The organism is Bacillus sp. FSL E2-0195, assembly GCF_038003645.1.
Classification (GTDB): Bacteria; Bacillota; Bacilli; order Bacillales; family Bacillaceae_G; genus Bacillus_A; species Bacillus_A mycoides.
Genome location: NZ_JBBOPN010000001.1, coordinates 3,261,776 through 3,273,881 on the forward strand (window position 1 = coordinate 3,261,776; position 12,106 = coordinate 3,273,881).

Sequence of the window (12,106 nt, forward strand, 5' to 3'; positions counted from 1 at the left end):
CCAACCGATTTTTTCTTCTCATAAATAAATTACACATTATAACCCGATCTTCCTTTTCTCTTCGCTCGGTAATTTTTCACTTTTGCAATCGTACCGCACGCTCTTCCGCCTTCTTCCCCAGCATACATACCGCACCATCTTTTACTTCCATTACGCGAATGATCATAAAATACCCAGCGACAATCTGGGCATGCTTTTAACCTTCCCCACAAATTTTCTTGAATCGCCGTTAACACAATACTCAATACTTTTGTATACACATTCTCTTCTTGCACCGGTTCATATGTAACACTTTTCATATCTCCCTTTATATGTACATGAAATGGGTATTTTTCTAACCATTTTTGCAACGATCCTTCGCCTTCAATTGTTAACCGAATGTCTTCTCGAAAACTTTTTAATTCATCTATTGTATGAAATGAAAACTCTTCATGAAAATATTTTTTCATAAATTGCTTTATATCACCTTCTGTTTGTAGCAAATCAATTGGCTCTCTCGTATCATTTGGTATTCTCCATGTATTTAAAAATCCCCGAATATATTCTAATTCATTTGGTGCGTTTTGATTCAATTCCATCCACCTTCTTCTTAAAATTTACTTTTTTCTGACTTTATGTATAATTATAATATAAAATAGTTAACCATCAAATAATTTTACCGGTTACAATATTAGGAGGAGTTCTATGAAAAGTTTCTCAATACCGATACGTTTCATGCTTATTTCTTCATTTTTTATGTCTTTTGGGTATTTTGCAGTATACGCATTTTTAGCTATTTATCTATTAAGCTTTCTTCATTTTTCTGCTGTTCAAGTAGGAACAGTGTTGACGGTTATGACAATCACATCACGAGTTACCCCATTATTCTCAGGATTAATTGCTGACAAAATAGGCTATATCATTATGATAATAGCCGGATTATTTTTAAGAGGAATCGGATTTATCGCTTTAGGAATATGCTCTGATTTCTATACAATTTCTATTTCTTCTGCACTTATTGGCTTCGGAACTGCATTTTACGAACCTGCTGCGCGCGCCATATTCGGCTCACAACCAGCTCATATGAGAAAAAATTTATTTACATATTTAAACCTTAGTTTTAATTGCGGTGCAATAATCGGACCAATTGCAGGAGGGTTCTTACTCTTACTCGATCCAATCTATGCTTTTTCTCTAACAGGATCTCTTATGCTGTTATTCGCTTTTATCTTTTACTTACTTAAAAATCACTTCCAAGTCACTACTGAAAACACGTCTATTACATTAGGGATACAGTCTATCTTACAAAACAAATCTTTCCTTTTGTTTTCATTTATTATGATCTTCTTCTATATTATGTTTACTCAGCTAACTGTCGCACTTCCACTTCATATGAAAAACATTAGTAATAGCAACCAGCTCGCTACACTAGTTATTACGATAAATGCAATAACAGGCGTCATATTTATGGTATTATTCCGGAAACTCTTTCATAAATACAACACACTTTCTATTATTAAATACGGTGTTTTATTAATGGGTATTTCCTTTTTACTCATTCCTTTATTCCAACATCCATATTGGCTATTTATTTGTGTAATTTTATTTACAATCGGTGAAACGCTCGTATTACCTAACGCTGATATCGCTATTGCAAATTACAGTAACGAATCGTATACAGCTACTTATTTCGGATTTTATCAACTATCACTCGCATTTGGTTTTATCGTTGGTAATTATACCGGTACATCGTTTACATCGAACTTAAACGGAATGTATGCACCTTGGCTTATTTTCGGTACATTTGGACTTATCTGCTTTATTGCATTACATATTTTATATACTAAAAAACTTATTTCTAAAGAACATGAATCCCTATGTAAAGATACGAAACACCTTTAAAAAATTACAATTTTCAAGAATTAGGAAATGCGAATTTACAATAATAAACGTATCTTTCAATACGATAAAAAACATAAAATCCTGAAGCTATCCCTTAAAGTAAATATACACCTGTTACATTTTACATATTATGGTATAATATTGTCAGATTAATAGCTATTTATCTATGTTCCACACTAACGGTCTAGGAATGACAAATCAAAAGGTTTTTAAATCAGGGGGGATCTTGTGAAAAAGATAAAAGGATTTAGCCTTCTTCTATTCATCCTAATCATGTTATGCGGATGTTCAACTATAATAGAACAGTCTTTAGAAACTGGAAACGGCAGTATTGAATTATTAACACCCACGATTACAACAAAAGATAATGAATTAGAAATTAAGACCGAGGGCATTGATGAAAATAAAATGACTTTTATTTATGTAGCCAATAAAAAAGTATTGGAACAAAAAATAAATAATGGTGAATCCTACAAACTTAACATTAAAGATATCGAGCACGCTCATAGGACAGACTACAAGCCAAGAGTTCAACTTTTGCAAACGAAAGATGATAACGAAGATGGAGACATGGCAACCTTTAAACAAGTTAGATATACAGTTGAAAAAAAGTAGTTTTATAGTTATTTCATTTAAATATAACAACCGAAAATATACTTTTAACAGAGGGTAAATATAAGAGGTGCTAATATGAAAAGACGATGGATTTTTTGGTGGATTGGTAACATATTTTGGATTACCATTTTTGGGATATTGGCAGCTATCATTTGGCTAAGAGAGGTTGATGGTGCTGGTGTTACTCAAACACCAGAGCTTAAATTAGTGGCATTTATCGTTTTATTAATTGCATTTATATTACCGATAATTATTCAATCTATATGGCTAATTGTTAATTTGAGAAAGAGCAATAAAAAATAATCATACATAATTTTTTTAGAATTATACGAGAAATCATAAAAAAAGAGAGGAATTTTTCAAAAAATAGATTCCTCTCTTTTACATTTTCGTATTCATATAGGATTATGGTTATAAACTTATTTTTAAGCCATACTACTCCTTTTTTTTTACGATGCATGTTCATCTTTCTTCTTCTTCAACAACGCTCTCTTCTTCATCGCCTTCGTTAAGTATCCACCTTTAAACGAACGGATTTCATAAGAAGACATAAATGCTTTTGGTGCAATTTCATTAATAATTTCTAACAGTTCTTTTTCTCTAGAACGCTTTGCAACGATATCTAAGCGATAACGTATAGAATTTATTCCTTCACCTTCAAATACTGTAACGCCAAATCCAAAATGGCGTAATTCATTTACTAATTCATTACAACGGTCTAGCAAACTAACTTGATACGTAATATATCCAATTGCTAATTTATTTTCTATATAACCGCCTAATAATAGTCCCGCACTAAAGCCGATGACATAGGCAACAATGTTCATCCAATTTGATAAATCTTGAAACACAATACCTAAACTGACAATGTAAATAGCCCCTTCTAACAATCCTACACCTGCAGCGGATCTTGTTTGATTCTTTACAAGCAAAATCGTACGGATTGTTAAAGTTGGAACGTAAATAATTTGAAGCACAAAAATAAGTAAAGCTTGTAACATTGGTATCCACCTCTTTCGCAAATTCTTTTGTCATGATAACATACATAAGCTTTAGAAATCGATGGGTTTTTTAATTTTTTTTAATTTTTTTTCATACTATTGAAATGCCCCAAAAATAAGCGTATTATGTTTGGCATAAATTCGATAAGTACCAGTAAATCATTCGTATTATATCATTTATTTTTAAACGCAAAAAAGGAACCTGATTAGGTCCCTTTCATCAGAGTTCTATGTTTTTCGAAGCATTTTCCTTTTGCTTCTCTTCTTCTTTTACTAGCTGCATATTTGCATAGGCTAAATTCGCAATCATTAAAAAGTGTCCACCCAATATTCCAGTACCGAATGCCCACATTTCCATTTCATGCTCAATTTCAAACATAATGATAGCCCCTAATATTGCGGCTGCAAATCGGTTTAGAACTCCTAATCCAGGAGCCTTTTCTTTCATCACGATACTTCTTCCTAATTTCTCCACTCTGCGAGCTAATAGCCAAAGACAATATGCGCTAACTGCTAAACCGATACCGAACCCTGTCACTTGTTTCCCAAACGGAGTAACCGCCCACATTAGTAGTAAACCACTAAAGATCGTATACAATTGTAATCGATATACACGTAAGGCTACTTGAATCAAAATATCCGCTCCTAATTTCACATTTTATTATGTGTCAGAAGAAAAGCAGCAACTTACACAGTTGCTGCTTTCTCTTGTTCTTGTTCCATTTTTTGAATTTCAACACGTTTAATTTGATAAGCATCTTTTTCTAACACTTTAAATTCATAGCCTTCTGCTTCAACGTATTGTCCTTCTTCGATTTCATGATTTTGCATCATAATCCATCCACCGATTGTATCCACATCGTCTTCTTCAATGTTTAATCCAAACAAATCTTTTACTTCTGAGATAAGCACTTTTCCATCAACAATTTTATGATACTCGTTCACATGTTGAATTGGTGGTGCTTCATCTTCATCATATTCATCACGAATTTCGCCGACGATTTCCTCCAATATATCTTCAAGCGTTACAATTCCAGCTGTTCCTCCGTACTCATCATATAAAACAGCCATTGGAATTCGCTTCTTCTGCATTTGCAGTAATAAATCATGAATTGGAGTCGTTTCCATAACTTCAATAATCGGACGCATATACGTGCGAATCGATGATAAATCTTCTTGATCGTTGTTCATATATCGAATAAAGAAATCTTTTACGTTGACCATACCGATAATATCATCTTTATCTTCTCCAAAAATCGGATAACGTGTGTATCGTTCATTTTGGATTACTTTCATGTGTTCTTCTACTGAATCTTCAAGATAGAAACCAACGATTTCTGTACGCGGTACCATGATTTCTTTCGCAATGCGATTATCAAATTCAAAGATATTATTTACATACTTGTATTCAGCTTGATTAATTTCGCCACTTTCATAGCTATCCGAAAGAATAAGACGTAATTCTTCTTCTGTATGAGCTACTTCATGTTCAGAAGCTGGTTTCAAACCGAATAAACCAGTTATAACACGAGCTGAACCGTTCAATACCCAAATAAATGGATACATGATTTTATAGAACATCATTAACGGAGTTGCCAATAACAACGTTACTTTTTCAGCCTTTTGAATTGCCAGCGTTTTCGGAGCTAATTCCCCTACTACAACGTGTAAATATGTCATTAGCATAAAAGCAAGACCAAAAGTTAATACTGATGAAATAGAAGGATTTATGTTCCATTTCTCAAATAACGGGTGTAATAACTTTTCGATTGTCGGTTCACCTAACCAACCTAATCCCATAGCTGTAACTGTAATACCTAATTGACAAGCAGATAAATATTCATCTAAATTTGTTGTTACCTTTTTCGCTGCTAAAGCACCGCGTTTCCCTTCCGCAACAAGCTGATCAATACGACTTGAACGTACTTTTACAATCGCAAACTCTGCTGCTACGAAAAATCCAGTAAATGCGATTAAAATCGCAACCATGACTAAATTAAATATTTCCAATGAATCCCCTTAGTTAAAAAACTAAGGTGTCCACCTCCTGTATACTATAATGTTTTCTTATTTGTTCGTTAGAAAACATAGCCCGATACAAAAATTAAAGAGGTCGGATTTCACTTATTCTATAATAATAGAGCAAGTGTCTGTATTAAAGCTGTCGTTTGACCAGATAAAGATTTCGATATTTTTTCACGTTGTGAATCAGTCAATTCATCTAAAAGAGGCTTTAACTCCGTTAACTCTGCTTCTAATCGATGAATATGGTCTGTCACTTCATTCACTTGTTTCGAAACGTGTTCATTGATACCGAGCAGCTTCTTCTTCTCCTCGATTTTCTCTTTAATCTCACAAAGCGGCATATGCATTTCTTTGCACTTCTCAATAAATTGTAATGTCTCAAATGCTGTTTCGTCGTAATAGCGATAATTAGATTGAGATCGCTCCGCTTTTAAGATACCTAGATTCGTATAATAATCAATCGTTCGTTTCGACACGTGAGCCATGAGAGCCAACTGTCCGATTCGATACACCTTCCCAACGATCTTCCCCCCCTTGTTTATATTACTATTATCATACAATACATAAACTGTACAGTCAAACGTGATGGTTATCATTCACAAATTTCTAAATTTCATCCTTTATTAATAAAAACAATTAATCTATAACTATACAGCTTTTTCCTTTCAACCTTTCTTATTTAACAGCATACCTTACTAATAACGATTGCTTGTATAGGAGGAGATTAATATTAAAAAAACTATCATTTCTCATTTTTATAATGAAGAATACCTACTTCCATGGTGGCTTATGCATCATACAAAAATATTTGATCACGGCATATTAATTAATAGAGGTTCTACTGATCGTTCCGTAGAGATTTGTAAATTATTCGCACCCCACTGGGAAGTGCGAGATTCCAGATTTCTTGAGTTTGATCCAACAAATACTGATATTGAAGTGATGGGAATTGAAAGAGAAATTTCAGGTTGGAAAATCGTTTTAAATACTACTGAATTCTTTTGTTGTAATAATACAGAAGAGTTTTTCTCATCTCTTCATGCACTAGGACAAAATATGTATGCGATTAGAATGATTTTAATGATAGATAGCCATAAGTACAATTATTCAAAGCCAAGATACTCTATCCCATTAGTAGAACAACGATACCACGGCGTCTTCCCTTATAACCCAAAACTCGGATGTGCCTGGAGATTTATTCACAATCATCTAGATGGTGCATATTTACCTGGTAGACATTATTCGCGGCACGGGAATATAGTTTATGACTATCCTTCATTTATTTTAAAATTTTATTTTAGCCCTTGGAATGAACAGTCAAAGGCAAGAAAATTACAAATTACACCTACCCTTTCAAAAATAGGTGTTCAAATGGGACTCCAAACACATTACGGTCAATCTCCTGAAGAACTGGAAACACGTTTTTTAGAGCTTAGTAACGTAACTCAAGACCTCCGTAATAATCCTGAATTTCAAGAATTATTTCCAAAGTTTAAACCATAATGTTTTTTGCATGGTCATCACCTCACACCATTTCATCCGCTTAATCAAAAACAATCTCATTTGCATAAAATATGAATACTGTATATATTATAAATTTTTATTTTAGGAGGAAAAAATGAAAGCTGTTATTCTTGCTGGTGGATACGGTACAAGAATTGGGGAAGAAACACATTTAAAACCAAAACCTATGATTGAGATTGGAACAAAACCTATTCTATGGCACATTATGAGTTTGTTTAGCCATTATGGGATCACTGAGTTTATTATTTGCTTAGGCTATAAAGGATATGCAATTAAAGAGTTTTTTCTAAATTACAACTTACACATGTCAGATTTCACAATACATTTAAGCGATAACACAATTACTAGCCATTCTCATCCTATAGAACCATGGAAAGTTACATTAATTGATACTGGTCTAAATACCGAAACAGGTGGACGAGTTAAAAAGATAAAAAATTATGTTGGAGACGAACCTTTCTGTCTCACTTATGGTGATGGATTAAGTAATGTAAATATAAAAGAACTTATTGCATTTCATAAAAAACACGGAAAAATGGCTACTGTTACAGCCGTACAACCTCCTGGTAGATTTGGTTCTCTCGTTTTAGATAAACAATCTGTCACATCCTTTCAAGAAAAACCACTAGGTGATGGTGGATGGGTTAACGGTGGATTTTTTGTTTTAAATCATGATATTTTCAATTACATTAGTGGAGATAAGTCTGTTTTGGAAACCGAAACTTTAGTTCAGTTAGTAAACAAAAATGAACTGGCAGCATTTCAGCATACTGGTTTTTGGCATCCCATGGATACATTGCGCGATAAAAATAAATTAGTCGAGCTATGGGAAAATAATGACGCTCCATGGAAGGTCTGGTAATATGACTTCATCATCTTTTTGGAATAAGAAAAAAGTATTTATTACAGGACATACTGGCTTTAAAGGCTCATGGCTCACCCTTTTTTTAACTTCTTTAGGTGTAGAAGTAATCGGCTACTCTTCTCACCCTCCCTCAACTCCTAACCTTTTTGAACAATGTAACGCAGCAAAAGAGTGCATTACAATTGAAGGAGACATTACAGATTACGATTCTTTATTCCATGCCATAAAACAGCACAAACCTGATATGATATTTCATTTAGCAGCTCAACCAATCGTCACCACTTCATACAAAGATCCTATTGATACATTTAAAACAAACGTCTTAGGCACTGTTCACGTATTAGAAGCAGCAAAGTACGTCGAAAGCGTACGTCTCATTATTAATGTTACGAGTGATAAATGTTATGCGAATGATGGGAGCGGTAATCGAGCATTTGTAGAATCCGACCGTTTAGGGGGCTATGATCCATACAGTGCTAGTAAGGCTTGCGCTGAATTAGTTGCAACATCATATCAAAAATCTTTTTTTCACACGAACACCCTTTCACTCGCCTCAGTAAGAGCAGGCAATGTCATCGGTGGTGGTGATTGGGCAGAAAATCGCTTATTCCCAGATATCATTCGTGCATATTTACAAGACCGTCCTTTAAGTATTCGAAACAAAAATGCTATCCGACCGTGGCAACATGTTTTGGATCCTTTACATGGATATATCCTTTTAGCTGAGAAACTTTGGAAGCATAAAGAGTATGCAGAAGCATGGAATTTCGGACCAATTAACGAGGCTAACAGAACCGTCCATGATGTCATTCAATCTGTAATAAAATTATGGAATAAACCATTAACAATACTTTCTCCCACTATAAATACTCCTTATGAATCACCTATTTTAACACTCGATAGTACAAAAGCAGTAAATAAACTGGACTGGACTCCTAAGCTATCCACAGAAAATGCTATCGCTTGGACCGTTGAATGGTACGAAAAATATGCATCCGGTGAAAATATAGAATCATTCACGCGACAACAAATCAATGCATTCAAAAATTTATAAGGGGGCTATAAAATGGAACAGAAAAAATGCCGTTTTTGCCACTCATTACTAACAAATACTTTTTTAGATTTAGGCGTTTCTCCTCTCGCTAACTCATTTGTAGCTCCAGAACACTCCTATAAAATGGAGCCATTTTATCCGCTACACACGTTTGTTTGTAACTCTTGTTTACTTGTACAATTAGATGAATTTGAATCTCCCCACAATATTTTTCATGATTATTTATACTTTAGCTCTTATTCCTCCAGTTGGCTACTACACGCTAAGCAATATGTAGAAATGGCGATTAAGCGTTTCAACTTAACAAACCATTCGAAAGTGATTGAAATCGCAAGTAACGACGGGTACTTATTACAATACTTTCAAAAAGAAAATATCAAAACGTTAGGAATTGAACCAGCAAAAAATGTAGCAGAAATCGCTATCCAAAAAGGAATTCCTACTGAAGTGAATTTTTTCAGCAATGACTTAGCAAAAAAATTACCACAAGCTGATTTAATCGTCGCAAATAACGTATTAGCACACGTTCCAAACTTGCATGATTTTGTTGCCGGTTTAAAAACATTATTAAAACAAGATGGCACGATAACAATTGAATTCCCGCACTTATTAAACCTCATATCCTTTAAACAGTTTGACACAATCTATCATGAGCACTTCTCTTACTTCTCTCTTATAAGTCTTCAAAAAGTTTTAGCTCATCATCATTTACAAATTGTCGAGGTAGAAGAACTTGCAACGCACGGTGGTTCATTGCGTATTTTTGTAAACCATCACAGTGACTCATCCACTATCCATTCCAGTGTTACAAATATAATCCAAAAAGAAATAGATTACGGGCTAGATACTTTAGATTGCTATCTCCTTTTTTCTAAACGCATAGAACAATTGAAAATAAGTATTTTAAAGTTTTTTATCGAAGCAAAAGCTTTAAACAAACAAATTATCGGTTACGGCGCTCCAGCTAAAGGAAACACCCTTTTAAATTATTGCGGGATAGGAAAAGAATTTCTAAATTATACTGTAGATAAAAACCCTCACAAACAAAGTCTCCTTCTACCAGGAACCCGCATTCCAATACAATCTCCTGAAGAAATAAAACGTACAAAACCTGATTACATTCTCATACTTCCTTGGAATTTGAAAGACGAAATTATGAAAGAATGCTCTTTCATTCGTGAATGGGGCGGCAAATTTTTAGTAACGATTCCAGAAGTTGAGGTAATTGAGCCATGAAAAAAATCCTTGTAACAGGCGGTAGTGGATGGATTGGTAACTATGTTGTAAATTCTCTTATACAAAAGGGCTATGAAGTGCACGCCACTTTCCATACAAATAAGCCTTCTCACCTTTCTTGCGATTGGCATAAAGTAAACTTACATTGCGATGAAGAAGTAAAAAAACTCATTTACGACATTAAGCCTAGTCATCTCATTCATTTAGCTTGGGAAGCAGTGCCGCCAGCGTGTTATGTATCTATTAATAATTATTATTGGCTTACATCCAGTATCTCATTGATTCAACACTTTACAACATGCGGTGGAAAGCGAGTCATTGTTGCAGGTACTGGCGCAGAGTATGAATGGTTTAACGGCGTATTATTTGAAGATTCACCGCTTCTTTCCTATAAAACCCCGTATTCATTATGTAAAAACACACTACATTCCTGGCTACAATCATACGCTGGGCAAACCAGCCTCAGCGTATGTTGGGGACGCATTTTTCATATGTATGGCCCTCACGAACAAGGAAATCGGCTCGTTTCTAACATTATCACTTCTTTATTAAAAAATGAGGAAGCACTATGTACACATGGAAAACAATCAAGAGATTTCCTCCATGTGGGTGACGTCGCTGATGCTCTCGTAACAGTATTAGAACGCAATGTTACAGGCACAATCAATATCGCTTCTGGTCAATCTGTACAAATTAAAGAATTAGCTTCTATCATTGCTAAAAAGATAGGAAAAGAACATTTAATTAAATTAGGTGCGATCCCTTTCTCTAAAGATGAACCTTTATTTGTCGGCGTTAATGTAGAACGTTTAAAAACTGAAGTAAACTGGAAACCAACATACGATCTAAATACAGGAATTGAAGAAACAATTTTATGGTGGGAATCATTTATACAAAAACATACTGATATGCATCACTAAAACGTAAATCCTTCGTTCCTCTCGCTAAATCCCTATACCATTCTTCTAATTTTTCAGGTGTAATAATATGATGCGTTCCCATTCCCCCATGCTTACTAGCTTCAGAAAGAGTCGGACCAATTTGTAATTTTCTCTTTCTCATCGCATCGTTCCACGGACTAAATCCAAACCATAATATGCAAGCAAGAGGCGGATAAATCATAGATTCATGCGCGGATAAATGTCTTCCAACCGTATAACTTCCGTGTTCATGATTATGAATAAATCTACCTCTTCTCCATAACGCCCAATCTTCTGGTAAATAACCGTGAAATCGCTGTTTCATTAAAGATATTCCAAAGTTAAGGTCCGGATAATTATAGTTAAGATCATCGACCATAATAAGCCCTTCCAGCCAATACATCCTCCCTCCCAATTCATTTAGTGATTTCCAAAACTGATTTTTATCTTGCACACAAAGAAACTCAGTCGTATTTAAAATCATTTTCCATCCTTCTACTTCTTGTTCTATCCTCATCACTTCATGATCTGTCGCTAGTGCATCAAATTCTGGATTTGCAGAATCTCGTACTTCCCAGTGTGGTGCGAATTTTTTACAAATTTCAACCGAACGATCTGTTGAACCCTTATTAATTAAAATGCCATGATCAAACAGTTTCGTATGATGCACAAGCCACCACGGCAATAAATACTCTTCGTTATAAAAATGAGAAATAACAGTTGTAGTAATGTAAATCTCCTCCTCTTTCTCTATTAATCTACTTTTTCATCCTACTCTTAATATACTTATCAGTTATGTAATTGGTTTCTTTTATTTTAAAAATATGTTTTTCTACCATATACTATGCTTTCTTAGACAACCACCATTTTCTAAAGAATCAACTCCGTACAATAACCATCCCAATAAACTGAAAATTGAGTTATAATATCATTATAAAATTATGAAGGAGGAATGCGCTCATGTACTACAACACTTCATTCGAAA

General features: G+C 34.3%; 14 protein-coding genes. 8 read left to right on the forward strand and 6 right to left on the reverse strand.

Going from position 1 to position 12,106, the window contains the following annotated elements; translation table 11 throughout:
* Positions 1 to 29 precede the first annotated feature (29 nt).
* A complete protein-coding gene (locus MHH59_RS16800; protein WP_002142532.1) occupies positions 30 to 572 on the reverse strand; it encodes a CGNR zinc finger domain-containing protein in 543 nt (180 codons plus the stop codon).
* A 112-nt stretch (positions 573 to 684) separates the two neighbouring features.
* On the opposite strand from MHH59_RS16800, the gene MHH59_RS16805 reads away from it, so the two are divergent.
* The 3 genes from MHH59_RS16805 (at position 685) to MHH59_RS16815 (ending at position 2,799) form a co-directional block, all read left to right on the forward strand.
* Positions 685 to 1,881: an MDR family MFS transporter gene (locus MHH59_RS16805; protein ID WP_016127327.1), complete on the forward strand. Its 1,197-nt coding sequence runs from the start codon at positions 685 to 687 to the stop codon at positions 1,879 to 1,881.
* A 273-nt stretch (positions 1,882 to 2,154) separates the two neighbouring features.
* Positions 2,155 to 2,496 carry a hypothetical protein gene (locus MHH59_RS16810; RefSeq protein WP_340852962.1) on the forward strand — a complete coding sequence of 114 codons (342 nt, stop codon included), beginning with the start codon at positions 2,155 to 2,157 and terminating at the stop codon, positions 2,494 to 2,496.
* Positions 2,497 to 2,571: 75 nt separating this feature from the next.
* The gene (locus tag MHH59_RS16815) at positions 2,572 to 2,799 is read left to right on the forward strand and encodes a DUF3923 family protein (protein WP_002167942.1); all 228 of its coding nucleotides are present in this window, start codon (positions 2,572 to 2,574) and stop codon (positions 2,797 to 2,799) included.
* Positions 2,800 to 2,945: 146 nt separating this feature from the next.
* Here MHH59_RS16815 and MHH59_RS16820 read toward each other — a convergent pair whose 3' ends face one another.
* The 4 genes from MHH59_RS16820 to MHH59_RS16835 all read right to left on the reverse strand — a co-directional run bounded on the left by MHH59_RS16820 (position 2,946) and on the right by MHH59_RS16835 (position 6,034).
* The gene (locus MHH59_RS16820; RefSeq protein ID WP_002014015.1) at positions 2,946 to 3,497 is read right to left on the reverse strand and encodes a DUF2179 domain-containing protein; all 552 of its coding nucleotides are present in this window, start codon (positions 3,495 to 3,497) and stop codon (positions 2,946 to 2,948) included.
* Positions 3,498 to 3,717: 220 nt separating this feature from the next.
* Entirely contained in the window at positions 3,718 to 4,131 is a 414-nt protein-coding gene (locus tag MHH59_RS16825) for an ATP synthase subunit I (RefSeq protein ID WP_002084378.1), read from the reverse strand.
* 53 nt (positions 4,132 to 4,184) lie between these two features.
* Positions 4,185 to 5,507: a hemolysin family protein gene (locus MHH59_RS16830; RefSeq protein WP_340851865.1), complete on the reverse strand. Its 1,323-nt coding sequence runs from the start codon at positions 5,505 to 5,507 to the stop codon at positions 4,185 to 4,187.
* Between the two features lie 119 nt (positions 5,508 to 5,626).
* Positions 5,627 to 6,034 carry a MerR family transcriptional regulator gene (locus tag MHH59_RS16835; protein ID WP_025149265.1) on the reverse strand — a complete coding sequence of 136 codons (408 nt, stop codon included), beginning with the start codon at positions 6,032 to 6,034 and terminating at the stop codon, positions 5,627 to 5,629.
* A gap of 217 nt (positions 6,035 to 6,251) precedes the next feature.
* Here MHH59_RS16835 and MHH59_RS16840 point away from each other — a divergent pair, with 217 nt between their 5' ends.
* The 5 genes from MHH59_RS16840 (at position 6,252) to MHH59_RS16860 (ending at position 11,121) form a co-directional block, all read left to right on the forward strand.
* Complete coding sequence (locus tag MHH59_RS16840) at positions 6,252 to 7,025, forward strand: glycosyltransferase family 2 protein (RefSeq protein ID WP_340852965.1); 774 nt, start codon at positions 6,252 to 6,254, stop codon at positions 7,023 to 7,025.
* A gap of 115 nt (positions 7,026 to 7,140) precedes the next feature.
* Positions 7,141 to 7,908, forward strand: a complete 768-nt coding sequence (gene rfbF, locus MHH59_RS16845) for a glucose-1-phosphate cytidylyltransferase (protein ID WP_002014025.1) — start codon at positions 7,141 to 7,143, stop codon at positions 7,906 to 7,908.
* A gap of 1 nt (position 7,909) precedes the next feature.
* Positions 7,910 to 8,965 carry a CDP-glucose 4,6-dehydratase gene (rfbG, locus tag MHH59_RS16850; protein WP_078422312.1) on the forward strand — a complete coding sequence of 352 codons (1,056 nt, stop codon included), beginning with the start codon at positions 7,910 to 7,912 and terminating at the stop codon, positions 8,963 to 8,965.
* Positions 8,966 to 8,977: 12 nt separating this feature from the next.
* On the forward strand, positions 8,978 to 10,201 hold the full coding sequence (locus MHH59_RS16855) for a class I SAM-dependent methyltransferase (protein ID WP_215599463.1): 1,224 nt from the start codon (positions 8,978 to 8,980) through the stop codon (positions 10,199 to 10,201).
* Positions 10,198 to 11,121 (forward strand): NAD-dependent epimerase/dehydratase family protein, encoded by a 924-nt coding sequence (locus MHH59_RS16860; RefSeq protein WP_340851873.1) that lies wholly within the window; start codon positions 10,198 to 10,200, stop codon positions 11,119 to 11,121. The genes MHH59_RS16855 and MHH59_RS16860 overlap by 4 nt, the downstream gene beginning before the upstream one ends.
* On the opposite strand, the gene MHH59_RS16865 is transcribed toward MHH59_RS16860, so the two are convergent.
* Positions 11,090 to 11,875, reverse strand: a complete 786-nt coding sequence (locus MHH59_RS16865) for a glycosyltransferase family 2 protein (RefSeq protein WP_080019314.1) — start codon at positions 11,873 to 11,875, stop codon at positions 11,090 to 11,092. The genes MHH59_RS16860 and MHH59_RS16865 overlap by 32 nt on opposite strands.
* Positions 11,876 to 12,106 lie beyond the last annotated feature (231 nt).